General features: G+C 71.5%; 23 protein-coding genes. 12 read left to right on the top strand and 11 right to left on the bottom strand.

Translation table 11 applies throughout. The features are described from left to right. Positions 1-54: 54 nt before the first annotated feature. Positions 55-1569 carry a leucyl aminopeptidase gene (locus tag ACSC1Q_RS39765; protein ID WP_436763914.1) on the bottom strand — a complete coding sequence of 505 codons (1515 nt, stop codon included), beginning with the start codon at positions 1567-1569 and terminating at the stop codon, positions 55-57. 221 nt (positions 1570-1790) lie between these two features. Further along, positions 1791-1958 (bottom strand): DUF3117 domain-containing protein, encoded by a 168-nt coding sequence (locus ACSC1Q_RS39760; protein ID WP_084195322.1) that lies wholly within the window; start codon positions 1956-1958, stop codon positions 1791-1793. A gap of 189 nt (positions 1959-2147) precedes the next feature. Here ACSC1Q_RS39760 and ACSC1Q_RS39755 point away from each other — a divergent pair, with 189 nt between their 5' ends. Both ACSC1Q_RS39755 and ACSC1Q_RS39750 read left to right on the top strand, forming a co-directional pair. After that, positions 2148-2930, top strand: coding sequence for a PaaX family transcriptional regulator (locus ACSC1Q_RS39755; RefSeq protein WP_436763913.1), 783 nt, complete (start codon positions 2148-2150; stop codon positions 2928-2930). A 149-nt stretch (positions 2931-3079) separates the two neighbouring features. Continuing rightward, positions 3080-3859, top strand: a complete 780-nt coding sequence (locus ACSC1Q_RS39750) for an enoyl-CoA hydratase-related protein (RefSeq protein ID WP_436763912.1) — start codon at positions 3080-3082, stop codon at positions 3857-3859. A gap of 27 nt (positions 3860-3886) precedes the next feature. Here the strand turns inward: ACSC1Q_RS39750 and ACSC1Q_RS39745 are convergent, their stop codons facing one another. Further along, entirely contained in the window at positions 3887-4444 is a 558-nt protein-coding gene (locus ACSC1Q_RS39745; protein WP_436763911.1) for a DNA-3-methyladenine glycosylase I, read from the bottom strand. Positions 4445-4497: 53 nt separating this feature from the next. After that, positions 4498-5397, bottom strand: coding sequence for a hypothetical protein (locus ACSC1Q_RS39740; RefSeq protein ID WP_436763910.1), 900 nt, complete (start codon positions 5395-5397; stop codon positions 4498-4500). Positions 5398-5420: 23 nt separating this feature from the next. Between ACSC1Q_RS39740 and ACSC1Q_RS39735 the strand changes: the two genes are divergently transcribed. Further along, the gene (locus ACSC1Q_RS39735; protein WP_436763909.1) at positions 5421-5819 is read left to right on the top strand and encodes a hypothetical protein; all 399 of its coding nucleotides are present in this window, start codon (positions 5421-5423) and stop codon (positions 5817-5819) included. On the opposite strand, the gene ACSC1Q_RS39730 is transcribed toward ACSC1Q_RS39735, so the two are convergent. The 4 genes from ACSC1Q_RS39730 to ACSC1Q_RS39715 all read right to left on the bottom strand — a co-directional run bounded on the left by ACSC1Q_RS39730 (position 5796) and on the right by ACSC1Q_RS39715 (position 9431). Beyond that, on the bottom strand, positions 5796-6383 hold the full coding sequence (locus tag ACSC1Q_RS39730; RefSeq protein WP_436763908.1) for an LOG family protein: 588 nt from the start codon (positions 6381-6383) through the stop codon (positions 5796-5798). The genes ACSC1Q_RS39735 and ACSC1Q_RS39730 overlap by 24 nt on opposite strands. Before the next feature lie 9 nt (positions 6384-6392). Further along, a complete protein-coding gene (locus ACSC1Q_RS39725) occupies positions 6393-7187 on the bottom strand; it encodes an LOG family protein (RefSeq protein WP_436763907.1) in 795 nt (264 codons plus the stop codon). 229 nt (positions 7188-7416) lie between these two features. Then, a complete protein-coding gene (dapE, locus tag ACSC1Q_RS39720; RefSeq protein ID WP_436763906.1) occupies positions 7417-8481 on the bottom strand; it encodes a succinyl-diaminopimelate desuccinylase in 1065 nt (354 codons plus the stop codon). A gap of 95 nt (positions 8482-8576) precedes the next feature. Next, on the bottom strand, positions 8577-9431 hold the full coding sequence (locus tag ACSC1Q_RS39715; protein ID WP_436763905.1) for a 2,3,4,5-tetrahydropyridine-2,6-dicarboxylate N-succinyltransferase: 855 nt from the start codon (positions 9429-9431) through the stop codon (positions 8577-8579). Between the two features lie 69 nt (positions 9432-9500). Here ACSC1Q_RS39715 and ACSC1Q_RS39710 point away from each other — a divergent pair, with 69 nt between their 5' ends. Continuing rightward, entirely contained in the window at positions 9501-10325 is an 825-nt protein-coding gene (locus ACSC1Q_RS39710) for a hypothetical protein (protein WP_436763904.1), read from the top strand. Between the two features lie 26 nt (positions 10326-10351). Here the strand turns inward: ACSC1Q_RS39710 and ACSC1Q_RS39705 are convergent, their stop codons facing one another. The 3 genes from ACSC1Q_RS39705 to fdxA form a co-directional block, all read right to left on the bottom strand. After that, on the bottom strand, positions 10352-10993 hold the full coding sequence (locus ACSC1Q_RS39705; protein ID WP_436763903.1) for a DUF4178 domain-containing protein: 642 nt from the start codon (positions 10991-10993) through the stop codon (positions 10352-10354). Between the two features lie 47 nt (positions 10994-11040). Further along, positions 11041-12120 (bottom strand): succinyldiaminopimelate transaminase, encoded by a 1080-nt coding sequence (dapC, locus tag ACSC1Q_RS39700; RefSeq protein WP_436763902.1) that lies wholly within the window; start codon positions 12118-12120, stop codon positions 11041-11043. 146 nt (positions 12121-12266) lie between these two features. Beyond that, a complete protein-coding gene (fdxA, locus tag ACSC1Q_RS39695) occupies positions 12267-12593 on the bottom strand; it encodes a ferredoxin (RefSeq protein ID WP_350972007.1) in 327 nt (108 codons plus the stop codon). Between the two features lie 109 nt (positions 12594-12702). Between fdxA and ACSC1Q_RS39690 the strand changes: the two genes are divergently transcribed. The 8 genes from ACSC1Q_RS39690 to ACSC1Q_RS39655 all read left to right on the top strand — a co-directional run. Then, positions 12703-12939, top strand: coding sequence for a putative acetyltransferase (locus tag ACSC1Q_RS39690; RefSeq protein ID WP_436763901.1), 237 nt, complete (start codon positions 12703-12705; stop codon positions 12937-12939). A gap of 192 nt (positions 12940-13131) precedes the next feature. Further along, positions 13132-14193, top strand: a complete 1062-nt coding sequence (locus ACSC1Q_RS39685) for an ABC transporter substrate-binding protein (protein WP_436763900.1) — start codon at positions 13132-13134, stop codon at positions 14191-14193. A 126-nt stretch (positions 14194-14319) separates the two neighbouring features. Further along, on the top strand, positions 14320-15072 hold the full coding sequence (locus ACSC1Q_RS39680) for a class I SAM-dependent methyltransferase (RefSeq protein ID WP_436763899.1): 753 nt from the start codon (positions 14320-14322) through the stop codon (positions 15070-15072). A gap of 111 nt (positions 15073-15183) precedes the next feature. Continuing rightward, the gene (locus ACSC1Q_RS39675) at positions 15184-17676 is read left to right on the top strand and encodes a hypothetical protein (RefSeq protein WP_436763898.1); all 2493 of its coding nucleotides are present in this window, start codon (positions 15184-15186) and stop codon (positions 17674-17676) included. 3 nt (positions 17677-17679) lie between these two features. After that, positions 17680-19737 carry a UvrD-helicase domain-containing protein gene (locus tag ACSC1Q_RS39670; protein ID WP_436763897.1) on the top strand — a complete coding sequence of 686 codons (2058 nt, stop codon included), beginning with the start codon at positions 17680-17682 and terminating at the stop codon, positions 19735-19737. A 49-nt stretch (positions 19738-19786) separates the two neighbouring features. Next, positions 19787-21628, top strand: a complete 1842-nt coding sequence (locus tag ACSC1Q_RS39665; protein ID WP_436763896.1) for a sigma factor-like helix-turn-helix DNA-binding protein — start codon at positions 19787-19789, stop codon at positions 21626-21628. 197 nt (positions 21629-21825) lie between these two features. Continuing rightward, positions 21826-23214 carry a cysteine--tRNA ligase gene (gene cysS, locus ACSC1Q_RS39660; RefSeq protein ID WP_436763895.1) on the top strand — a complete coding sequence of 463 codons (1389 nt, stop codon included), beginning with the start codon at positions 21826-21828 and terminating at the stop codon, positions 23212-23214. A gap of 332 nt (positions 23215-23546) precedes the next feature. Then, positions 23547-24227, top strand: a 681-nt coding sequence (locus ACSC1Q_RS39655) for a glycosyltransferase 87 family protein (protein ID WP_436763894.1), incomplete at its 3' end; no start/stop codon positions are given.

Below are 24227 nucleotides of genomic sequence, written 5' to 3'. Positions count from 1 at the left end.
GCGGGCCTGGCGCCGGTCACCGCCTCCCCGATGACCGCCCTCCGTCCCGCCCGGTCACTGCCTTCCGGCCGCCGACGCCTCCCGGTCACCGTCCTGGAACCCCGACAGCCATTCGAGCAGCAGGCGCACACCGAACCCGGTGGCCCCCTTGCTGAGAACGCCGTCGTCCGCGCCGCTGCGGCCGACACCCGCGATGTCCAGGTGCGCCCACGGCCGTCCGCCGGTGAACTCGCGCAGGAACAGCGCCGCGGTGATGGAACCGGCCCCGTAGGTCGATCCGACCTCGATGTTGGCCAGGTCGGCCACGGACGAGTCGAGCGCGGGAACGTAGTCCTCGATCAGCGGCATCCGCCAGAGCCGCTCCCCGCTGCTCTGCCCCGCCACGGCCAGCGCCCCGGCCAGCTCGTCGTCGGAGGCGAAGACCGCGCCGAGGTCCTTGCCCAGGGCGACGCCGATCGCCCCGGTCAGCGTGGCGATGTCGACCATGACGTCCGGGTCCAGCTCCGCGTCGGCGTAGGCCAGCGCGTCGGCCAGGACCAGGCGCCCCTCGGCGTCGGTGTTGAGCACCTCCACGGTCCGGCCGCCGTACTGCGTGATCACGTCGGAGGGGCGCTGGGCGGTGCCGGAGAAGGCGTTCTCGGCGGCGGCGACGAGGCCGGTGACCCGCACCCGCACGCCGAGCGCGGCCAGCGCGCCCAGGACCGCGATGACGACGGCTCCGCCCGCCATGTCGGTCTTCATGAACACCATGTTGCTCGTCGGCTTGAGCGAGATGCCGCCGGTGTCGTACGTGATGCCCTTGCCGACCAGGACCACGTGGCCGGTCGCGTCCTCGGGCTCGTAGGAGAGCTGGATCAGCCGGGGCGGGCTCACCGAGCCCTGCCCGACCGCGAGGATGCCGCCGAACCCGCCGGAGCGCAGCTCCCGCTCGTCCCACACCCGCACCGCGACCCCCTGCTCGGCGGCGCGCTCGGCGAGCCAGGCGGGGGACTTCACCGAGGAGGGCGTGTTGGCCAGGTCCCTGGCGAGCGCCACGGCCCCGGCGATCACCCCGGCCTCGGCGATCTCCGCCTCGGCCCCCTCGCCGACGAACTCCAGCGTCACCGGGGCGGACTTCGCCTCACCGGCCCTGAAGGAGTACGTGGCCAGCAGCGCGCCCTCCGCGAACGCGGCCACCGGCCCGCCGGGGAGCACGATCCTGATGGCGTCCCTGCCCTTGCCGCGCCGCGCCACCGCCGCGCCCGCCTTGCGCAGGGCGGTCGCCGAACCGTCGCCGATCCCGTAGAGGAGCACCCGGCCGACGGCGTCGCCGTTCGCGACGGGGACCTCGACGATCTCACCCGCCTCGCCCTTGGCCTTGTGGTGGGCGAGCAGCGCCGCCGCGGGCACCGGCAGCTCGATCTCGGGCGCGAGGTCCTCGGCGAAGGGGACGGCCAGCAGCTCGGCGTCACCGGGGGGCGCGGTCCCGGATTCCTCCCCGGTGACGGGCTCCGCGCCCCCGGGGGACGCGGCGGAGAGCCCCAGCGCGTACGGAACGCGAGGCAGGAGCAGGTGGGGGGAGATGGGCATAGGGGTAACTCCAGTCATCAGGCCCGGCGTGGTGGAGAACACCGGGGAGGACACCGAGGAGAACGCCGGGGAGAACACCGCGGCCCTGGCGCGAGCCGCCGTGAGGCGGTCCGGCGGCCAGGGCCGTGTTCGTCGTCGGTCGCGCGGGCCATCGCAGGTGTCATGCTCCCCGAGCAAGCTCAAATAGGGCCCGGCTCCACCACTTCTGTCTTAGATCGGGATCAACCGACTATTTTCTTCAGTTCCTCACCGAGGGCACTTGCCTCGTCCGCCGAAAGCTCGACGACAAGGCGGCCGCCACCCTCCAGAGGAACCCGCATGACGATCCCCCTGCCTTCCTTGACGACCTCCAGCGGACCATCACCGGTCCTCGGCTTCATAGCCGCCATGCGTGTATCCCTTCCTGCTTCGGGCTCCGGATCTCCGACTGACCCGAGGGTGGCCGACGCATTCACGTCTTCTGTGATGTCCTATTATCCCGCCTCCGCACGGAGAATGGGAACGATCAGTCTCAGCGTCGGCTCATCCGGCGATCAAGACCGTTGTCCGAGACCCCTCAGACGACCAAACTTGTCCTCGTGAACGCCCGCGCCGCTCTCTTCGATCTGTACGGGGACCACCTCAGGTCCCGAGGCGGTCGCGCGTCCGTGGCCGCCCTCGTCCGTCTGCTCGCCCCGCTGGACATCGCGGCTCCCGCCGTGCGCACCGCCGTCTCGCGGATGGTGCGGCAGGGCTGGCTCGCGCCCGCCAGGCTGCCCAGGGGCCCCGGTTACGAGGTCACCCCCAAATGCGTGCACCGCCTCGACGAGGCCGCGCTGAGAATTTACCGAGTCGGGACGATCACATGGAACGGCCGGTGGCACATCCTCGTGGTGGAACCCGTACGCGAGCGGTCCAGGCGCGAGCGCCTGCGCTCCGACCTGGCCTTCATCGGGTACGCCCCGATGTCGGAGACGACCTGGATAGGGCCGCGCCCCGCCCCCGGGCTGGACGCGATCCTCGACGGCGAGGGCCTCTCCGCCGACCGGTTCGACGCGGTGCTCGACGGCGACCCCGCGGCGCTGGTCGCCAGGACCTGGGACCTGGACGGCATCGGGGCCGCCTACGAGGAGTGGACGGCCCAGGCGATGGACCTGGTCGGCGGGCTGCCCGACGGCGCGGGCGACGACCGGGTGTTCGCCACCCGGAGCAGGCTGCTGCACGGGTGGCGCAACTTCCTGTTCCGCGACCCCGGGCTGCCCGCCGAGCTCCTGCCCCGGGGCTGGCCGGGGGAGAAGGCCAGGATCTACTTCGAGCGCGAGGCCGGTCGGCTGCTCCCGGCCGCCGCCGCCTTCGTCGACCGCAACCTCGGCGCGGCGTAGCGGGCGTTCTCCCGGTACGCGGCGAACGTCCGGGGGCGGCGCGAGGCCTGGAATCCATCGTCAGAGCCGTGGAACACCGTAGAACAGCCGTACGAACAGGGCCCGGTGAGCCTCTCGGGCGAAACCGGGACGTCCGGAAGGAGCATCCGTTGAACGACGTTCTCTACTCCGTCGACGACGCCGTCGCCACCATCGTCCTCAACAGGCCCGAGGCGATGAACGCGCTGACGGTCCGGGCGAAGACCGCCCTGCTGGAGGCGCTGTCCTCGGCGCAGGCGCCCTCGGTGCGGGCGGTGTTGCTGACCGGGTCGGGACGGGCGTTCTGCGCCGGCCAGGACCTGACGGAACACGCCGCGAACCTGGAGGCGGGCCGCGGGCTGGACGGGACCGTGCGCGCGCACTACAACCCGATCGTCCGGACGATCATCGAGATGGACAAGCCGGTCGTCGCGGCGGTGAACGGCGTCGCCGCGGGCGCGGGCGCCTCCCTCGCCTTCGCGTGCGACCTGCGGATCGCCTCGGAGAGGGCCAGGTTCGCGACGGCCTTCTCCGGGATCGCCCTGGCCCCCGACTCGGGCGCCTCCTGGACCCTCCAGCGCCTGGTCGGCACGGCCCGCGCGGCCGAGCTCCTGCTGCTCGGCGAGCCCTTCGGCGCGGACCGGGCGCTGGACCTCGGGATCGTCTCGCGGGTCGTCCCGGCCGGCGACCTGGACGCCGAGGCCCGCGCCCTGGCCGTACGGCTGGCGCAGGGCCCCACGAGCGCCTACGCGGCGACCAAACGCGCCCTGCGGTTCGCCGCGACCAGCTCGCCCGCCGAGGCCCTGGAGCTGGAGGCCGACCTCCAGGACGCCTGCGTCAGGACCAAGGACCACCTGAACGCGACCCGCGCGTTCCTCGCCAAGGAGCGCCCCGTCTTCGAGGGACACTGACCCGTTCCCAGGGAGCGAGGCGGGGCGTCAGGCCCGGCGCGTCCAGCAGTCGGCCAGGTGGTCGTTGACCAGGCCGATGGCCTGCATCAGCGCGTAGGCGGTGGTCGGGCCGACGAAACGGAAGCCGTTGGCCTTGAGGTCCTTGGCCAGGGCCTTGGAACCGGCGGTCTGGGCGGGCACCTCCGCCGGGGTCCTCGGGACGGGCGCGGCGGGGTCGGCGTGCCTCCAGACGAGGTCGGACAGGCCGACGCCGAGCGCGGCCCGCGCGTTGGCGATCGTCGCCTCGATCTTGGCCCGGTTCCTGACGATGCCCGCGTCGCCGAGCAGGCGGGCGACGTCCTCGTCGCCGAACGCGGCCACGGCCGGGATGGAGAACCCCTCGAAGGCCATCCGGAAGTTCTCCCGCTTGCGCAGGATGGTGATCCACGACAGGCCGGACTGAAACGACTCCAGCGCGATCCGCTCGAACACCCGGTCGTCGCCGGTGACCGGACGCCCCCACTCCTCGTCGTGGTAGGCGACGTAGTCGGGGGCGGAGGTCGCCCAGCCGCAGCGCACCAGCTCGGCGGACTCCACTGGGGCCACAGGGGTCACAGGGGTCACAGAAGTCGCAGGAGTCACAGTCTGCGAGACGTCGGTCACCGGGAGCCCTCCGTCTCCTGCCGCTCCCCGGTACGGAGACCGACGGAACCGGGAGACGCCTCCGACGCCTTCGAGTCCTTCGGATCCTTCAGGTCTTTCAGGCCCTTCGAGCCCGGAGTCCTGGCGGGGGAGGACGACGACGGCGAATCCGGCACCGAGGAAGCCTCCGACGCTTCGGACGGCTTTGAGGACTCGGACGATGCGGACGGCTCTGACAATGCAGACGGCTCTGACGGCCTGGCGAACGGTGACACACCGGACGGCGTGGCGGCCTCGGCCGTCCCGGTGGCCTCAGCGGCCTCAGCGGCCTTGGAGGGCTTCTCCGGCCCGGAGGGCTCGCCGGGCACCTCGGGCTCGCGCCCGGCCGCCGACCCGCCGGAGAGCTCCTCGGACGCCCCGGAGCCGCTCTCCCCGGAAAGGCCGGGCAGCGCCTTCTCGCGCTCGGCGTGCGAGAAGGCCGGTGACCCGTTGGACAGCTCCTCGGACGCCCCGAAACCGCCCCCGCCGAGAAGCTCGTACGGCGCCTCCAGCCCGCGCTGAGGGGACGGGGAGCCGGGGTTGAGCTCGTGGCGGGCCTGGAGCCTGCCCGCGAGCAGCTCCGAGACCCGCTGCTCAAGCACGGCGATCCTGGTGTCACGCTCGCTCAGGGCTCCGGCGACCCGGTTCAGGGTCTCGTCCACGCTCTGCGTGTTGTATCCGACGAGGCTCACCGGGAGCTGGAGGGCCATGAAGTCGACCGCGCCGAGCTGACCCGCCTGCGGCAGGTTCAGGGGGGGCACGTCGGGGGCGAACTCGCTCAGCTCGCCTCCCCGGCCCATGGCGACCACCGTGACACCGGCGATGACGGCTACGGCAGCGAAAGCTAATACGACCAGCACATACGAATCGTGCCACATCTCCGCTGGCCTAGGATCGGATCATGACGTTCGTCGTGCTCGGGCCCGGTGACCGGGCCGAACCCGGTTGGGTCGAGGCCCGTTCGGTCGGCGAGGTCGAGGACCTCGCCCGTGCCGGGCACACCGTGGTCGTCACCCCGGCCCGGCTGGCCGCCGCCTCCGTCGAACCCGCCGAGGGCAGCGAGAACACCGAGGACCGCGAGGGCAGCGAGAACACAGAGGACGGCGGGGACGCCGGGGACGCCGCCGCGAGGGAGCGGGACGCCGAGGCCGCGGAGCTCACCGCGGCCTCGATCTGCGCCTGGGCGGGCGCCCGCGTCTTCCGTACGGACCGCGTCGAGCGGGTGCGGCTCGCGGTCGAGATGACCGACTCCCTCGCCGGGCGACGCCCGCCCGCGCTAACCCGCCGTGGCCTCGCCTAGCTCCTCCGGGCTCGGCTCCAGGTGCGTGGTCGACTTCTCCAGCAGCCGGAACGCCTCGTCGACCGTGGTGGTCCAGGAGATGGCGTCGAAGACGTTCGGGCGGGTGAAGCCCGCCTCGTCCATGCCCTCGACCAGTTGCCGCAGCGGCGCGTAGATCCCCCAGGGGTCGAGGATCACCAGCGGCTTGTCGTGCAGGCCGAGCGTGCGGGACGTCCAGATCTCGAACAGCTCCTCCAGCGTCCCGATGCCGCCGGGCAGCACCAGGAAGGCGTCGGAGCGGGCGTCCATGACCCCCTTGCGCTCGCGCATGTCGGTGGTGACCACCAGCTCGTCGGCCCCCTCGTCCGCGAGCTCGATGTCCACCAGCGACTGGGGGATCACGCCGATGGTGCGGGCGCCGCCCGCGCGGGCCGCGCGGGCCACGGCTCCCATGCAGGAGACCCTGGCCCCGCCGCTCACCAGGGCGTGCCCCCGGCTCGCGAGCTCGGAGCCGACCTGCTCCGCCAGCTCCAGATACTTCTTGTCGATCTTCTGACTCGATGCGAGGAATACACAAATGAACACGTGCCGACCTTATTCGGCGTCGCCGACCGTGGTCATGGCCGACTTCCGCTCGTCCTCCAGCCGCCCGCCCCTGTTGTTGTCGGCCTCCACGATGATCCGGACCGCCTCGTCCACGTCGTCGGTGACGTGGATGAGATCCACGTCCGCCGGGGAGATCTTGCCCGTTCCCACGAGGGTGTTCTTGATCCAGTCGATCAGGCCACCCCAGAACTCCGTTCCCATGAGCACCACCGGGAAGGAGGTGACCTTCTGGGTCTGGACCAGGGTGAGCGCCTCGAAAAGCTCGTCCATGGTGCCGAAACCGCCGGGCAGCGTGACGAATCCGCAGGAGTACTTCACGAACATGGTCTTGCGGACGAAGAAGTAGCGGAACTCGATGCCGAGGTCGACGTACTCGTTCATGCTCTGCTCGAAGGGCAGCTCGATGCCCAGGCCCACGGAGACGCCCTCCGCCTCCACGGCGCCCTTGTTGGCGGCCTCCATGCAGCCGGGACCGCCACCGGTGATCACGGCGTAGCCCGCCTCGGACAGCTTGCGGCCCAGCTGGATCCCCATCTCGTACTCGGGGCTGTCCACGGGGGTGCGCGCGGACCCGAAGACGGTGACCGCCTGGGGCAGCTCGGCGAGCTGGCCGAAGCCCTCCACGAACTCGGCCTGGATGCGCAGCACCCGCCACGGATCCATGTGCAGCCAGTCGGCCGGCCCTCTCCGATCAAGAAGCCGCTGGTCGTGGGTGGAGTCGGAGACGAGATCACCACGAACCACCGCGGCTCCCTGGCGACGTTCCGGACGTTTTTTCTTCATGCGGGTCACCGTAGCGCCGTCCCAGAAAAATCTTGAAAAATCTCCATGAAAACATGGAACCGGATTTTGAACAGGGTGCGTCTAACTGCCGAGGGTGCTGCTCGGGACTGAAAGTGGCTTTCCCCGCCAAATGGCCGGCGGGGAAAGCCACTTTCATTTGTACCGGCCCCTCCCAGGTCACGCGCGCCGAGGATCCCGCGGACAACGCGCCGGCCCCGATGGGCCCGGCCTATCGGGACAGCCAGCCGAGCATTCCGCGTTCGCAGCCGGCGATCTTACGCAACGAGACGAACTCGTCCTTCTGGTGCGCCAGATTCGGGTCTCCCGGGCCGTAGTTGACCGCGGGCACGCCGAGGCCGGAGAAGAGCGAGACGTCGGTCCAGCCGAGCTTGGCCCGCGGCGTGCCGCCGACGGCGTCGACGAAGGCCGCCGCCACCGGATGGGTCAGGCCGGGCCGCGCGGCGGCGGCGGCGTCGGTGAAGCGGACCTCGTAGCCCTCGAACACCTCGTTCACGTGGGCGCGCGCGTCGTCCAGCGACAGGTCGGGGGCGAAGCGGTAGTTCACCGTCACCACGCACTCGTCGGGGATCACGTTGCCCGCGACGCCGCCGCCGATGCCCACCGCGTTCAGGCCCTCGTGGTACTCCAGCCCGTCCACGACGGGAAGCCTGGCCTCGTAGGCGTTCAGGATCGCGAGCACCGGCTCGGCCGCGTGGACGGCGTTGACCCCGAGCCAGGACCTGGCGCTGTGCGACCGCTTGCCCCGAGTGACGATCTGGGCCCTGAGCGTGCCCTGGCAACCGCCCTCGATCACGCCGTCGGTGGGCTCCATCAGCACGGCGAAGTCACCCGCGAGCCAGTCGGGGTGTGCGCGGCTGAGCCGGAGCAGGCCGTTGCGCTCGGACTCGATCTCCTCGCAGTCGTAGAAGACGTAGGTCACGTCCCTGCCGGGCTCGGGGAGGGCCGCCGCGAGCCTCAGGGCGACCGCGACGCCTGCCTTCATGTCCGAGGTGCCGCAGCCGTACAGCCGGTCGCCCTCGACCCGGCTGGGCAGGTTGCCGACGACGGGGACGGTGTCGAGGTGTCCCGCGATCACCACCCGCTCGCCGCGGCCCAGGTGGGTGCGGGCCACGATCGACTCGCCGTCGCGCTCGACGGTCAGGTGCCGGAGCGGCCGCAGGGCCTCTTCCACGGCGTCGGCCAGGGCCTTCTCGCCGCCGCTGACCGACTCGACGTCCACGATCGCGGCGGTGAGCTCCCCGGCATCCTGCGTGAGGTCCAGACGCGTACTCATGCCCGCGACCCTAGTACTCGTACGGGATCCGGCCGAGCCCGGCTCCGCGGGAGATCCTTCGCGCCCGTGCCTTCCCCCGCGAGGACCCGTACGGGCTATCCGTGCAGGAGGCGGTCGAGTTCGGCCCGGCCGGGCCGGTGGCCCTCCGCCAGGCGGTCGAGCACCAGGACGCAGGGCAGGCCGAAGCCCCCGCCGGGAAAGTCGTGCCACCGGGTGCCCCCGGTCGCCACGCACCAGTCGGGGACGTGCCCGCGGCCCAGTTCCTCGCCCGTCCGCACGTCGACGACCGGGGTCGAGCCCGACAGGACCGTCCCGGCGCCGACCACGGCGCCCCGGCCCACCCTGGCCCCGTCGACGATCACGGCCCGGCCGCCGATCAGCGCGCCGTCCTCGACGACCACGGGCACCGTCCTCGACGGCTCCCCGCCGCCGAGGGGGTCCTCCGCGCCGTCCTGGCCACCGGTCTCACCGACACCGGCTCCCCCGGACAGCCGGACGTTCCTGCCGATCTGGGCGCCCGCGCCGATCGATACCCAGGTGCCCACCGTGCTGCCCTCGTCCACGTGGGCGCCGATGTCGACGAACGAGGGCATCAGCACGACGCCGGGCGCCAGGTAGGAGCCCCAGCGGGCGATCGCCCCCGGCACGACGCGCACCCCCTCCACGGAGGTCTTCAGCGGGACGCGGTCGTGGTGGTGGAAGTCGCCCACCTGTGACCTCGCCATGCCGAGCACCCGGAACGCGAGCATGACGGCCCGCCGGGCGCGCTCGTCCACGACCACCTCGCCGGTGCGGGAGACCTCGGCCACCCTGGCCTTGCCGCTGTCGAGCATGTCCACCGCGCCCACCACGACGGCGCGGGCCTCGGCGTCGGCGGGACTCAGCTCGGCCCTGCGCCACCACAGCTCGTCGACGGCCGCGGGCAACGGGCTGGCATCGCTCTGGCTCATGGGCCGGAGCCTATGTTCGCGAGGTTCGGGCAGACCGCGCAATCGCTGGGGACCTGTAGGTTCTTGACCGTGCGACGGCGCTTCTCAAAAGGGGTCATCGCGATCATCGTGATCGTGACCGTGCTCGCGGTGGCCATCACCGTGGGTCTCCTCACCTTGCTCAGGCGGGTGACACCGCTCGTCGACCTCGGCGAGGGCTGCAGGATCACGACACCGGAGGGCTCTCTGGAGCTGGACCTCGAACAGGCCAAGGTGGCGGCGGTGATCGCGGCCGTGGCGGCCCGCAGGAAGCTGCCCGAGCGGGCCGTGGTGATCGCCTACGCCACCGCCATGCAGGAGTCCAAGCTGGAGAACCTGACGGGCGGCGACCGCGACTCGGTCGGCGTGTTCCAGCAGCGCCCCTCCCAGGGGTGGGGCACTCCCAAGCAGCTCGTCGACCCCGTCTACGCCTCGGGGAAGTTCTTCGCCGCGCTGGTGAAGGTACGGAACTACCGCAAACTGCCGCTCCACGAGGCGGCCCAGGAGGTGCAGCGCTCGGCCGACGGGACGGCGTACGCCCAGCACGAGGACGACGGGAGGATCCTCGCCGCGGGGTTCACCGGGCGCGTGCCCAGGGCCGTGCACTGCTGGTACCCCGCCCCGACGGGCAAGACCCCCCTCCCCGACGAGCGGGGGGCCGGGCGCGGGCTCGCCAGGGCCCTGGGGCCGGGGAACGCCTTCGAGGCCCCCTCGCGCAGGCGCGGCTGGCTGGTGGCCGCCTGGTCGATCGCCCACGCCAAGACGTTCGGGCTGTCCAGGATCCGCTACGACGGCCAGTCGTGGGTCTCCGCGAGGAGCCACGACGGCTGGAAGGCCGACTCCGGCTCCACCGCCAAAAAGGTCGAGCTTTCGTAGCGTCGAGCTTTCGCGTCGAGCTTTTTCTAGCCGCCCTGCTTCTTCTCGATCCTGATCGTGCCGGGGGGGAGGGGCTGGGCGTGGGAGGAGCTCCAGCGCTTGCCCTGGAGGCGTTCGAAGCTGAGCAGGCGGCCGTCGGCGGCCCGGTAGTCGGCGAAGTCGAGCAGGCCCCGCTCGGGCATCGAGGTGACGCCCTCACCGCGGAAGGCCGCGGTGCCCCGGTCGACGGGGAAGAAGTCGACCCCCTCGACGCTCAGCGTGGCCTTGGCGGGGATCATGCCCTCGGTGGGCACCGGCGTCCACAGCAGCACCTCCAGGTGCGGCGGGTCGGCGGCCGTCAGGCCGGCGCGCATCTGGATCGACAGCCACTGGTAGCGCCGGGTGCCGTCGTCGAGGAGGTACTCGGTCCACTGGGTGCCCTGCCACGACAGGTACAGGGCGCCGAGGACGCGGCTGCGCACCCCCTGGCACTCGATCGTGTCACCGACCTTGATCGTGCGGGGGTCGGGGTAGTCGATTCCGACACGGCCCGTGGACGGTTGGGCCTGCGGCTGCGCGGCCTCAACCGAGAAGAGGGGGGTCTCGCCGGAACGCTCGGAATCGCCGGCCCTCCTGTCCTGGCGCGTCGTCGCGAAGAACGCGCCGAGCAACAGAACGAGCGTGGCCACACTCAATCCGAGTATCACGGCGACCTCGGGGGTCATGCCGCGCGATCCTACTGGAGGCGGCGCACCGCCGCACTGATGCGTTCGTCACCGGCCGTCACGGCGATCCTGATGTGCCGTTCGCCCGCGGTGCCGTAGAAGTCGCCGGGCGCGACGAGGATTCCCTTGTCGGCCAGCGCGCGGACCTGGTCCCAGCAGCCCGTCCCGTCGGACGCCCACAAATACAGGCCCGCGGTGGAGTGCTCGATCTTCCAGCCGGCCGTCTCCAGCGCGGGACGCAGCGCCGCGCGGCGGGCGGCGTAGCGGGCCCGCTGCTCCTCGGCGTGCTCGTCGTCGTCCAGCGCCACGGCCATCGCCGCCTGGACCGGCGCGGGCATGATCATGCCCGCGTGCTTGCGTATCTCCAGCAGCCGCTTGACCAGCGCGGGGTCGCCCGCGACGAACCCGGCCCGGTAACCGGCCAGGTTGGAGCGCTTGGACAGCGAGTGCACCGCGAGCAGGCCCTCGTGGGAGCCGCCGCAGACGTCCGGGTGCAGGATCGAGACCGGCCGCTCCTCCCAGCCCAGCTCGATGTAGCACTCGTCGGAGGCCACGACCGCGCCGTGCTCGCGCGCCCACGAGACGACCTTGCGCAGGTGCTCGGCGGGCAGGACCCTGCCTGTCGGGTTGGACGGGGAGTTCACCCAGACCAGCGGCACCCGCTCGGGCCCGAGCGTGAGCAGCCCGTCGGTGGCGTACGGCTCGGCGCCCGCGAGGCGCGCCCCCACGTCGTAGGTGGGGTAGGCGAGCTCGGGGAGGATCACCCGCTGCCCGGGGCCGAGGCCGAGCAGCGTCGGCAGCCAGGCCACGAACTCCTTGGAACCGATCAGCGGCAGCACGTCCGCCTGGTCGAGGATCACGCCGTGCCTGCGCCGCAACCACCCTGCGGCGGCCGAGCGGAGACGCTCGGTGCCGTACGTCAGGGGGTATCCGGGGCTGTCGGAGGCGTCCGCGAGAGCCTGCCGCACGACGGCGGGCACCGGGTCGACGGGGGTGCCCACCGACAGATCGACGATCCCGTCGGGGTGCGACGCCGCGAGTTCCTTCAGCGGCGTGAGCCTGTCCCACGGAAAGTCCGGCAGGCCGTTCATCGGAGCCTCGCCGGGACGCTCGTGGCCTCTGACCGGTCGGGAATGGCGTTCATGGTGATCAGCCGTCGTCCTTCGCTGGGGCGGGTCTGCCTGAGGCGGTCGCCGGAGGGGACGGCCACGACGGCCGTCCCCTCCGGCACCCGCTCCTAGTGACTCTCGGCCTGCGGGGGCAGGGCCGCGACGACCGAGTGGTCCTTCTCGATCTTGCCGACCTTGGAGGCGCCACCGGGCGACCCCATGTCATCGAAGAACTCCACGTTCGCCTTGTAGAAGTCCTTCCACTGCTCGGGCAGGTCGTCCTCGTAGAAGATGGCCTCCACCGGACAGACGGGTTCGCACGCGCCGCAGTCGACGCATTCGTCGGGGTGGATGTAGAGCATCCGCTCACCCTCGTAGATGCAATCGACGGGGCACTCCTCGATGCACGCCTTGTCCAGGACGTCCACGCAAGGCTGCGCGATGACGTAGGTCACCTCGGGCTCCTTCTTCTTTACGCACCTAGGCACGACTTCGACCGCGAGTTGCTAAGCCCTAGTATTGCCGTGCCTGCCATGTGTCTGAAACGGGAGGGGGCAAAAGCCGATGGCCCTTGGTTTCAGCGCTCGCCTGAACATCACCCTAACCCCTGCCGACGTGGGCAAAAGAGTCACCACTCGGAGACGGGTCCCGGAAGGGTTCCGCGACGCGGTGGGTGAGCTGGAGTTCTGGCGCGACGGCGTGCTCGGCGTACGCAGGCGGAACGGCACCCTGGTGGAAATCGACGAGGAGACGCTCGCCGCGGCGAAGGTCGTCCCGGAATCCCCGCGGCCGCGCGCGTAGGTCTCCGGAATCCCGCACCCGCGTCTCGGGAATCCCGTACCCGCGGTCTCCGGAATCCCGTACCCGCGCGACGTGCGCGGACGGCGGCCGGGCCTCGCCGGGTAAGCCACTCGCCAAGACACGTGTAAGCCGTTCGCCAATAAGGGTCGCGCCTGCTCGACCAGGCGAATCGCAGCGGAGAGTATGCCGTTCGTGACCGTACGTACCAGCGCCGCAGCCGCCGTGATCCTCACGGCCACGATCGCCGGATGTGGCGCCCCGGCTCCTCAGAACGTCCAATTCCCACCTCTCAACGTGCAGGGCGCCTCCTTGAAGGAGGGGTTCTCGACGATGGAGCGCCTCGCCGAAGCGGCCAGGAAGGAGGGGGCCCTCACGGTGATCGCGCTGCCGCGCGACTGGGTGAACTACGGCGAGATCATCGACACCTTCTCCGAGGAGTACGGGATCAAGGTCCACCAGCTGGAGCCCGACGCCAGCAGCGCCAGGGAGATCGCGGCGGCCGCCGAGCTGAAGCCGGACGTGTTCGACCTGAGCATGGACGTCGCGGCGGCCAGGGCCGCCCTCTTCGCCCCGTACCGGGTCCAGGGCTGGCAGGACATCCCCGACCGCCTGAAGGACCACAGGGGCCTCTGGTACGCCGGGTACGGCGGCTACATGTCCATCGGCTACGACCCGAGCAAGGTCGCGGCCCCCGCGTCCTTCTCGGACCTGCTCAAGCCGGGACACAGCGTCGCGCTGCCCGGGGATCCCCTGGAGGTGGCCGCGGCCTTCAACGGGGTGATGGCCGTCTCCCTCAGGGGAGGCGAGGCGAGGGCCGAGCGGGGCGTGGAGTTCTTCCACCGCCTCAAGGGCGAGGGCAACCTCGCGGCCACCCCCAAGGCGGCCTCGGTGCTCGTCGACTGGGACTACCACAACGCCGAGCGGGCCGCCGCCGACAAGGCGTGGAAGGTCGCGATCCCCGGTGACGCCGTGCTCGGCTCGTACTACGTCCAGGCCATCAACAAGCAGGCCCCGCACCCGGCCGCGGCCCGGCTCTGGCAGGAGTTCCTGTTCTCCGACAAGGGCCAGAACCTGTTTCTGAAGGGTTACGCCCGCCCGGTCAGGATGGAGGCCCTGCAGATGCGCGGCACCCTTGACCACGAGCTGGCCGCGAAACTGCCCGCGACCAGCGCGAAGCCCGTGATCCTCACCGTCCCGGAGATCGACAGGGCGAGGTCCTACCTCCAGCGCGAGTGGACCAGGAAGGTGAGATGACCCTGAGGCTGCTGAGACTGATATGTCGTGACTTCCCAGAGGCTCTAAAGTGTCTGGTGAGGCCGACAGAGGCCTCGCGTCTCAGAATGTGAGCTGATCGTCTTGCGATACGACACCCCGAGCTCGATGAGGTGGAACGCTCGCGCGTATGACAGCAGCTTCGGGTACGTCTCGGCGCACGGCGCCCCCCTGGTCGAGCTCCTCGACCCGCAACCGGGGGAGCGCATCGTGGATCTCGGCTGCGGCACGGGGGTGCTGACGGCCGAGATCACCTCCCGGGGTGCCCGCGTCCTGGGGATCGACGGCTCGCAGGCGATGATCGAGAAGGCCCTGGCCCAGCATCCGGGACTCGACTTCATCGTCGGCGACGGCCGTAACTTCACGGTGGCCCAGCCGTACGACGCGGTCTTCTCCAACGCCGCCCTGCACTGGATGGGCCGGGAGCCGGACGCGGTGATCACCAGCGTCCGCGAGGCCCTCACCCCCGGCGGGCGGTTCGTGGCCGAGATGGGCGGCGCGGGCAACTGCGCCGCGCTGACGGCGGCGCTGTCCACCGCCTGGCGGGAGTACGGGCTGCGCGAGCCCGACCTGCCGTGGTACTTCCCCACTCCCGCCGAATACGCCACGCGGCTGGAGAAGGGCGGCTTCACCGTCCGCCTGCTGGAATACTTCGACCGGCCGACCCCGCTCGACGAGTGCCCCGGCGGGGCGGCCGACTGGGTCCGGATGTTCGCGGGTTCGCTGCTCAATAAGGTGCCCGCGGAGATGGTCGACCCGCTGCTCCGCCGGGTGAACGAGCTGGCCGCCCCCGCCCTGCGGCGGGAGAGCGGTTGGATGGCCGACTACGTCCGACTGCGTTTCGCGGCCGTACGCCGCTGAACCGACCCGATGCGCCGCGGTGATTTGCCAGACTATGGTCTGTTCCATGAGTCTCGTTCCCCGGCCACATGGAGTGACTCGGGCGGCTTGAGGGGCTGGTGAAGGGAACGGATGAACTTCTGTCTGAGTGACCTCGTGCCGCCGCTGCGCTGGAGCGACGCGGCCACGATCCCACTTCTGCGCGAACAGCCCGACCTACCGGACGCTTGGTGGCGGAGCCTGCCGATGGCCCGCGTGCTCGCCGTGCTGGGCCCGGAGAGGCTGGCCGACGTCCTCGCCTCGGTCGCCCTGAACCACTGGCCGGCCGCCGCCGTGGGTGACGTGCTCCCCGCCCTGCACGTGCTGGACCCGGACGACGCGGACGAGCCCTGCACGGCCATCGCCCTCGACCGGGCCGGGTCCTGGCCCGGCCTTCTCTCGCTGACCGGCCACGACCTGCGCGACCAGCCGTTCATCCAGCCGGTCCCGCTGCTGCAGGCCCTCTTCACGGCGGTCTTCACGCGCCTGGCGGCCCCCTCCCACGCGGTCCCTGGCGCGGCCTCTGGCCCGGTGGCGCACGCGGCCGGGGCGCCCGCGTCCCAGACGCCCGTCTCCTCCCCCGAGCCCTCCGAGGCCCCTGAATCCCCTGAGGTCCCCGAGGCTGCCGAGGTCCCTGAGATCTCCGGATCTTCCGAGGTCTCCAGGGCTCCCGAGGTCTCCGCGGTCCCCGAGTCCTCTCCCGAGCCGACGGCCTCCCCCGCGCCCGCCGCGAGCGAGCCCGCCGCCGGGGACCTCCCGGCCCAGGAGGCTCCGCCCGTCGCGGCGGGCCTCCCGGCTCAGGAAGCGCCGCCCTCCCACCCCGGGAGCGCGCCGGACCACCTCGAAAAGGCCCCGGACCGCGCCGAGGACACACCGGACCACGCCGGGAACGCGCCGGAGCCTGAGGTCCTCGCCGAGCCGATAGTCCTGCCGAAGCGCAAGCCCCCCCGGGAGCGCGGCGCCCTGCCGGTGCCAGAGGCCCGCCAGCCGGGCGCCGGGCCCGAGGAGGCCCCCGGGTCGCTCTTCCAGCCCGCCGCCACGAGGAAGAACCGGTCGGCGAGCACCCCCGCGTGGGAGGAGCGGTTCGCGACCGCCCCCGAGGACGGGGAGGCCGCCGGGGCGGAGTTCGCCGCCGAGGCCGCCCCCGGGGAGCCGGAGGTCCCGTCCGGGGAGTCTGAGACCGCCCTCAGGGAGCCGGAGGCCGTCGCCGCGCCCGCCGGGACCGGCCCCGTCCACGAGACCGAGGACGAATCCGGCGACGACCACGAGAGCGGCGGCCACGAGGACGACCGCGAGGACGACCTGGCGAGCGACCCCGTACCGGCCGCGGCGGAAAGCGACGAGGACCACGAGAGCGACGAGAGCGACGAGGACGCCGGAGCCGACAGGGCCGTACGCCCGCCGGTGCGGAAGAGCCTGCACGCGCTGGTCGACGGCGTCTTCGCCAACGTGGAGGACAAACGCTGGGCGGTGGCGCAGAACAGGCTGTTCAGCGACGCCCCGGCGACCGTGGAGGCGCTGGCCAAGCTCTTCGCGGTGCCCCCGGAGGTCATCGGCGACATCGAGACCGACCTGCGCCGGGAGCTCGCCGAGTGGACCGCCTCCGACGAGGCCACCCCGTACCGGGAGCACCTGGAGGAGGTGAAGGGCATCCTCGGCAAGGCCGCGCCCAGGGAGCGGCTGATCAACGCGACCCCCTGGCACACCCTGGAGCTGCACTCCCTCGACGTGCCTGCCTGGCAGTTCGTGCTCGCCGGCCTGCCTGATTACCACCTGGTCGACGAGTGGCTGGTGGAGGGCGACATCACCGAGCTGCGCCACCGCACCCGCGACATGATCAGCGGCGCCAAGCCGCCGCTCACCATCAACAAGGCCCTCGACATGGTCTCCTCGCTGGGCATCCACCCCGAGGTGTCCAAGGAGTGGCTGGAGAACGTCCCGCAGCTCCGGATCCTCGGCGCGGGCGAGCGGCCTCCCCAGCGCTCGAACGGCGCCCCCTCCCTGACCGCGGAGAAACCCCACGACGGAAACGGCGGTGAGCCCGGCCAGGAGCCGAGGAAGGCCCCGTTCCGCCCGCTGAAGGACGTCTCGCTGACCAGGCGCTGCTTCCGGCAGCCCGACGGCCGCTGGTGGCTGAGGATCGACGTCACCCAGGAACACCTCGGGGGCGCCGAGTGCCCGCTGCCCAGCGGGTTCGCCGCCTACCTCGGGATGTCGCCCGGTGACGGCCGCACGGTCAGCAGCGCGGTCGGGGAGCTCGTCCTCAGCTGGCAGGACAGGCCCGTGCTGGAGTCGCTCATGACGCTCCTGGAGGACGTGGGCGCCAAGGAGGGCAGCCACCTGTTCCTCACCCTGTCGGACGAGGGGGTGCTGCGGGCCAGGCACCTGCCGGCCGCGGGCGAGGAGGTGGAGGCGACGGCGCGGGCACTGCGGCTCGTCGGCTACACCGCGACGGGCGGCACCCCCGAGCAGGCCGGGCGGGTCATCGCCACCCGGGTCGGCATGACGGGCCCCGTGGCCGCCCCCGAGCTCCTCACCCGGCTGCGAGAACGCGGGGACCGCGATCTCCTGTCACTGTTGGCCTGACCCATGCCCCGCCTCGCCATCTCCCCGGACTTCCCCGTCGAACTCGGCGCCCTGGCCCAGCCGGTGCGCCGCGACGTCGTGGTCTCGGCGCTCAGGTTCCTGCAGAACGTGGCGGGCGCCCCGCACCCCGAGCGGGTCAGGGGGGCGCGGGACCCGCGGGTGGCGACCCTGAGGCTGGCCGACCGGCACCGGGGCGTCGTGGTCAAGCAGCGGGACGTCTACTGGCTGCTGACCGTGCTGCCGGACGCGGAGGCCTGGGCGTACGCGCAGCGCTACCGGTTCGGCGTCAACACGGCGCTGGGCGTGGTCGAGATGTGGGACGCCGAGGCGCTGGACAAGGTGCGGCCCGCGGTGCGCAGGGCCGCCGAGGCGTCCGCGACGCGGCTGTTCTCCGACTTCTGCGACAGCGACCTGGCCGAGCTGGGGGTCGACGGCCGGTTCCTGCCGCTGGTCAGGCAGATCACCGACCAGCTCACCCTGGAGGCCCTCGAACCGCTGCTGCCCCCCACGCAGTACGAGCCGCTGGCGGCGCTCGCCAGGGGCGAGTCGATGGCCGGGGCCTGGCGGGAGCTGGAGAACTGCCGCTCCGTCGCCGCGGACCCCGAGCCGGTCAATCCCGAGGACTTCGGCGCCGCGCTCCTGCGCAGCCCGGACCGCGCCGTCTTCACCGAGGATCCGCGCGAGCTGAACCGCGTGCTCGACGCGCCGGGCTGGTGCGTGTTCCTGTACCCGCCGCAGCACCGGCTGGCGTACTGGGAGTCCTATCAGCAGCCGACGCTGGTCACCGGCGGCGCGGGCACCGGCAAGACGCTCGTCGCGCTGCACAGGGCCGCCTACCTGGCCGGGCGCGCGAGCGGGCAGATCCTGCTCGTCACCTTCTCCCAGGGGCTGAGCGCCGAGCTCGCGGCCAGGCTCGACCAGCTGGTCGAGGACGAGGTGATCCGCAAGCGGATCGAGGTCGGCAACGTGGACCGGCTGGCCCACCGCATCGTCGCCGAGGCCGAGGGCCGCCCGCCCGCCCTGGTCGGCGCCGCCGAGCTGACCGCGCTCTGGGAGGAGACCGAGACCGGTCACAGCCCGGCGTTCCTGCTGCGCGAGTGGGAACAGGTGATCCTGGCGCAGAATTTACAGACCCTGGACGAGTACCTGGAGGCCCCCCGGCCCGGCCGCAGCGTCGAGCTGGCGGCCGAGGACCGCACCTGCGTGTGGAAGGCCGTCGAGCACGTCACCGGGCAGCTGCGGGAACGCGGCAAGCGGACCCTGCTGCAGCTCGCCTCCGAGGCGTCGACGCTGCTCGGCCAGACGACCGGGGACCTGCTGGAGGAGACGGAGCCGGCGCGGGAGCCGTACCGGCACATCGTGGTGGACGAGGCGCAGGACCTGCACCCGGCGCAGTGGCGGCTGCTGCGGGCGGCGGTGCCGCACGCCCGCGACGACATGTTCGTCGTGGGCGACCCGCACCAGCGCATCTTCGACACGCGGGTGACGCTAGGCGCCGTGGGGATCGACGCGATCCAGCAGCGCCTGCGGGTGTCGTACCGGCTCCCCCGGGAGATCCTTTCCTGGGGGGTCCGGTTACGCGGGGGCGGTCCCGCCGACGGGCTCGTCAAGGGTGTGCAGGAGCTTTACGGCTTCAGGGGCACCCGGCACGGGCTCCGGCCGATGGTCCGCGCCTACGATTCACCGCAGGATGAGCTGACGGGTCTGGTGGCACAGGTGGGACAGTGGGTGAATGAGGGTGTGACGCCCGAGGAGATAGCGGTGGCCGCCAGGACCGCCGGCCTCGTGCGTGACGCACGGGCCGCTCTGCGTGATCTGGGGGTACGGGTGACGACGCTGCACGGTATGAAGGGGCTGGAGTTCCGGCGGGTCGCGGTGATCGGCGTGGCCGACGGGATCGTGCCGGACCCCGACTCCCTCACCCCGGTCGGCGAGGACCTCGCGGCCAGGGCACATGATCTCCAGCGGGAGCGCGGCCTCCTCTACGTGGCCTGCACCCGGGCGAGGGAACTCCTCTACGTTTCTCATTACGGACGGGCAAGTCCCTTCCTTCCTACCTGACCACATAGTCTGAACTGCGGATATATTCCCCTTTGCCGGTTGGACCTCAATGAACCTCAGCCTGAGCGACATCGCGCCACCCTTGCGCTGGACCTCTCCTGGCCAGGTAGCGCCGATCGCGACCGACCCCCGCCTCCCCGAGGCGTGGTGGCAGGCGCTTCCGCTCGACACCGCCTGCTCGACCATCGGGACGTCCGAGGTCGCCGGTCGCCTGACCGACCTCGCCCTGGCGTGCTGGGGTCACCTGATGCTCGGTGACGTTCTCCCCCTGCTCAGGTTCGCCGACCCCGCCGCGAGCGTCCGCACGCCCGAGGGGCTCGGCCGCGAGGTGGTGCACAAGCTGTTCACCGGGGTGCTGGAGCGGCTCCTCGAACCGGTCACCGAGGAGAGCGTCGCCAGGATCCGCCCCTCCAGGCCCGACCGGCCGCTGCCCGAGCTGATCGACGAGGTCTTCGCCACGCTGGACGAGCGGCAGCGGGCCATCGCCAGGGACCGGCTGTACGCCTCCCAGCGGGCCACGCTCGACGATCTCGCCCAGCGGTTCTCGGTCACCAGGGAGCGCATCCGGCAGATCGAGCGCGACCTGCGCGACCACGTCGAGGCCTGGCTCGCCAAGGACGACGCGGCGCCGCTGATCGCCCACGTGTCGTGGCTGCGGGGCCGGCTGGGCTCCGCCGTGCCCGCCGACGACCTGGCCGCCGCCGTGCCCTGGCACCGCACCGACCTGGCCACGCTGGGCATCCCCTCCTGGCGGTTCGTACGGACCCTGCTGACCGGCTACGAGCAGGTGGACGGCTGGCTGGTCGCCGGGGGGGCCGACGAGCTCAGGGAGAAGACGCGGCAGCTGTTCACCGACGGGCCGCGCCCGCTGGACGAGGCCGTGACGCTGGCCAGCCAGCTCGGCATCCGCGAGGACGTGGCCGAGCGCTGGCTCATCGCGGTGCCCCAGCTGCGGGTGCTGGAGAACCACGTGGTCCCGTGGCCGCGCAGCGTCAACGACAAGGCCGAGGCCGTCCTCGCGGTGGCGGGCGGCCCGCTCACCCCCGAGGAGATCCAGGAACGCATCGGCGAGGACTACAGCCTCGTCGGCATCCGCAACCAGCTCACCGCCGACGACCGCTTCCTGCGGGTCGACCGGAACAAGTACGGGCTCTCGCGCTGGGGCGGCGAGCAGTACCTGGGCATCCGGGAGATGATCGTCAGGGAGATCGAGCGGTCCAACGGCGAGGCGTCGGTCAACACGATCGTCACCAACCTCACCGGGCGCTACGACGTGAGCGAGAGCTCGGTCCGCGCGTACGCGGGCGGGCCCGGGTTCGAGCGCACGCAGCGCGGGTGGATCAGGGTGGCCGGGGCCGAGCAGGCCGACTACCAGCCGCGCCGGGACGTCTCGGAGACCCGGCGCTGCTTCCGCAGCCGCGACGGGCGCTGGTGGCACCGGGTGGACGTCAACGCCGAGCACCTGCGCGGCTCGGGTTCCCCGCTGCCGACCGGCTTCGCCGCGCACCTGGGCATGGCCCCCGGCGGCCAGCTGACCGCCTCCACCCCCTCGGGTGACGTGGTGATCAGCTGGCACAACCAGCCGACCATGGGGTCCATCCGTCCCGTCCTGATCGCCGCCAACGCCTCCGAGGGCGACCACGTCTTCCTCACGGTCTCCGACGGCGGCGAGCTGCTCACCCGCTACCTGCCCGCGGCCTCGCCGGGACTGCCCGCGCTGAACCGGGCGCTGCACCTGATCGGCTACACGGCGCCGGTGGCGTCGGAGGCCGAGGGCGTCCGCCTGATCGGCGCCCGCATCGGCCTGTCGGAGGGGTGTACCCGCGAGGAGGTGATCGCCCGCCTGCGCGACCGGGGCGACCGCGAGATCCTCGCCTTCCTCGAAGGCTGATCCCCCGGAGATTCCTGAAGACCGGGGGTCGGGCCCCGGGTCCGGACACGCACCCGGGGCCCGGGGCGCGCCCGCGAGGACTCCTGCCCGGTCGCCGGGATCGCGCCGGTGCCGCCCAGCGGCCGGCCCACCCGCGTGAATCCGCTTGTGTGGACTCTTACGCTGTGGGACCCGACGGCATTGCGTAGGCTCAACACATGCTGAGCCTGTATGACACGCGAAATCGCCGGGTTGAGCGGATCGTGCCCGAGGGGAGCCGCTCCCTGCGGATGTACACCTGCGGCCCGACCGTCTACAGGTCGGCCCACGTGGGCAACATGCGGTCGTACCTGCTGGCGGACCTGATCAGGCGGGTCAGCGAGCGGCAGCGGGTCCGGGTGGTGGCCTGCCGCAACATCACCGACGTCGGGCACCTGGTGGACGACACCGAGATCGACGCCTCGGGCGAGGACAAGGTGCTCGCCCAGGCCAGGGCCGAGGGGCGGGGCGTCCTGGAGGTCGCGCGGTTCTACGAGGACGCCTTCGTGGCGGACACGACCGCGCTGAACATCCGCCCGCCCGAGCACTCGCCCCGGGCGAGCGAGACGATCGACCTGATGGTCGAGATGATCGCCAAGCTGATCGAGAAGGGGCACGCGTACGCGGTGCCCGACGGGTCGGTCTTCTTCGACGCCGCCTCCTTCCCGTCGTACGGGGAGATCTCCGGCAACCGGCTCGACCAGCTGAGGCCGGGCCACCGGATCGAGGCCGTCGACCCGCGCAAGCGGTTCCACGCCGACTGGGCGCTGTGGAAGCCCTCCGACCAGGGGCTGACCTGGGAGACTCCGTGGGGCCGCGGCTTCCCCGGCTGGCACATCGAGTGCTCGGCCATGTCGCTGCGGTTCCTCGGCGAGCGCATCGACCTGCACACCGGCGGGATCGACCTGCGCTTCCCGCACCACGAGGACGAGCGCGCCCAGTCCGACGCCACCGCCGGGCACGAGGTGGTACGGCACTGGGTCCACGGCGAGCACCTGCTCTTCGACGGGCGCAAGATGTCGAAGTCCACCGGCAACGTGGTCCTGCTCAAGGACGTGGCGGACGCGGGCCTCGACCCGCTGGCCGTGCGGCTGGCGCTGCTGGAGCACCGCCACCGCCAGCAGATGAACCTCACCTGGGACACCCTGCGGGCCGCCGACAAGACCTTGCGGCGCTGGCGCGGCCAGGTGGCCGAGTGGTCGGAGTCGCCGAGCGGCCCGATGCCCGCCGACCGGGTCTCCCGGATCGAGGCCGCCTTCGACGACGACCTCGACACCCCGCTGGCGCTGCGGCTCCTGCGCGAGCTGGAGCGCGACGGCTCGATCTCCCCCGGTTCCCGCTTCGAGGCGTTCCTGCACCTCGACCAGATCCTCGCCCTGGACCTCTCCCTCGACATCGGCAGGACGGTCAGGCCGAAGCCCCTGCCCGAGGGGGCCGCCGAGCTGCTGGAGCGGCGCTCGCGGGCCCGCGACGCCAGGGACTGGGCCGCCTCCGACAGCCTCCGCGACGAGCTGGCCGCCCTCGGCGTGAAGGTCGTCGACACCCCGGAGGGCCAGACCTGGTCCTGACGGCAGGGGCACGCACGCCCGCCATGCCACCCCGGCTGACACCGAGCACACCTGCTGACAGACGATCGACACGCATGCTCCCCGCCCGCCACCGGGAAGGGGACGCTCCGCCGGATCGCACCGGAGCCCTGACCGGCGAGCGGCGAACGGGTGTCTGCATGGGTGTTGGCACGGGTATCGGCACGGATGAGGCACGACAAGCTTTGGACAAGCCGGCGTGGCTAGCGTGCACCGTAGCCAACTCGGGAGCCGCATTGTCTTCTTCGGTGTCAGCCGGTCCGCGCATTCGTCCGGGCAGGAGAGATGGCGGCTCTTTCCAAATAGCGTGCGGATTGCTGATCGCGTTGGGTGGCGCGCTGACAGCCCTCGCCTTCAACGCGGTCCACGCGGAGGGCTGGGTCGATCTGGAGGTTTACCGGGAAGGCGGCGCGGCGGTACTGCGGCGTGATTCCCTCTACGACCTGAGCGTGGGCAAGTATTGGCTGCAGTTCACCTATTCGCCGTTCGCGGCGATGCTGTTCGCGCCTCTCGCCCTGGTCGACATGGAGGTCGCCGTCGCCCTCTGGGTGCTGATCTCCATACTCGCCCTTGAGGTGGTGATATGGATTCTCGTCGGCCGTACCGCGGTGAGGGGCCGCAGTCGCCGGGCGACTCACACGTTGCTGGCCGTCATCGCGGCACTCCCCTTGTATCCGGTAGTGATAACGCTGTGGAACGGGCAGATAGGTATTATTCTGCTGCTGGCGACAGTTGTGGACCTGACGCACGGCAAAGAAAAGTGGCGTGGGATATTAACGGGCATCGCCGCGGGCATCAAGCTCACCCCGCTGATATTCATCCCCTATCTTCTCATCACGCGTCGTTTCCGGGCGGCCCTGATGGTCGGCCTTGGTTTTCTCGGCACGGTGGTCCTCGGATTCCTGCTGCTGCCCGCCGATTCACGTGATTACTGGGGCGGTACGTTCTTCGACACGCAACGGGTGGTCACAGCGCCGGAAACGGTTTTCTTCAAC

The sequence above is a fragment of the Streptosporangium heterodermiicola genome (assembly GCF_051390675.1).
Taxonomy (GTDB): Bacteria; Actinomycetota; Actinomycetes; order Streptosporangiales; family Streptosporangiaceae; genus Streptosporangium.
Note: the sequence above shows the minus strand (reverse complement) of the source record. Positions and strands in the feature narration are given on the sequence as shown.

Excerpts from the sequence above, each read along its gene's own strand:
- ACSC1Q_RS39690 (WP_436763901.1), top strand. The coding sequence starts at position 12,703 with ATGGCCCTTGGTTTCAGCGCTCGCCTGAACATCACCCTAACCCCTGCC.
- ACSC1Q_RS39760 (WP_084195322.1), bottom strand. The coding sequence starts at position 1,958 with ATGGCGGCTATGAAGCCGAGGACCGGTGATGGTCCGCTGGAGGTCGTC.
- ACSC1Q_RS39735 (WP_436763909.1), top strand. The coding sequence starts at position 5,421 with ATGACGTTCGTCGTGCTCGGGCCCGGTGACCGGGCCGAACCCGGTTGG.
- ACSC1Q_RS39725 (WP_436763907.1), bottom strand. The coding sequence starts at position 7,187 with ATGAAGAAAAAACGTCCGGAACGTCGCCAGGGAGCCGCGGTGGTTCGT.
- ACSC1Q_RS39680 (WP_436763899.1), top strand. The coding sequence starts at position 14,320 with ATGAGGTGGAACGCTCGCGCGTATGACAGCAGCTTCGGGTACGTCTCG.
- ACSC1Q_RS39665 (WP_436763896.1), top strand. The coding sequence starts at position 19,787 with ATGAACCTCAGCCTGAGCGACATCGCGCCACCCTTGCGCTGGACCTCT.
- ACSC1Q_RS39740 (WP_436763910.1), bottom strand. The coding sequence starts at position 5,397 with ATGTGGCACGATTCGTATGTGCTGGTCGTATTAGCTTTCGCTGCCGTA.
- ACSC1Q_RS39670 (WP_436763897.1), top strand. The coding sequence starts at position 17,680 with ATGCCCCGCCTCGCCATCTCCCCGGACTTCCCCGTCGAACTCGGCGCC.
- cysS (WP_436763895.1), top strand. The coding sequence starts at position 21,826 with ATGCTGAGCCTGTATGACACGCGAAATCGCCGGGTTGAGCGGATCGTG.
- ACSC1Q_RS39675 (WP_436763898.1), top strand. The coding sequence starts at position 15,184 with ATGAACTTCTGTCTGAGTGACCTCGTGCCGCCGCTGCGCTGGAGCGAC.
- dapC (WP_436763902.1), bottom strand. The coding sequence starts at position 12,120 with ATGAACGGCCTGCCGGACTTTCCGTGGGACAGGCTCACGCCGCTGAAG.
- ACSC1Q_RS39715 (WP_436763905.1), bottom strand. The coding sequence starts at position 9,431 with ATGAGCCAGAGCGATGCCAGCCCGTTGCCCGCGGCCGTCGACGAGCTG.
- dapE (WP_436763906.1), bottom strand. The coding sequence starts at position 8,481 with ATGAGTACGCGTCTGGACCTCACGCAGGATGCCGGGGAGCTCACCGCC.
- ACSC1Q_RS39765 (WP_436763914.1), bottom strand. The coding sequence starts at position 1,569 with ATGCCCATCTCCCCCCACCTGCTCCTGCCTCGCGTTCCGTACGCGCTG.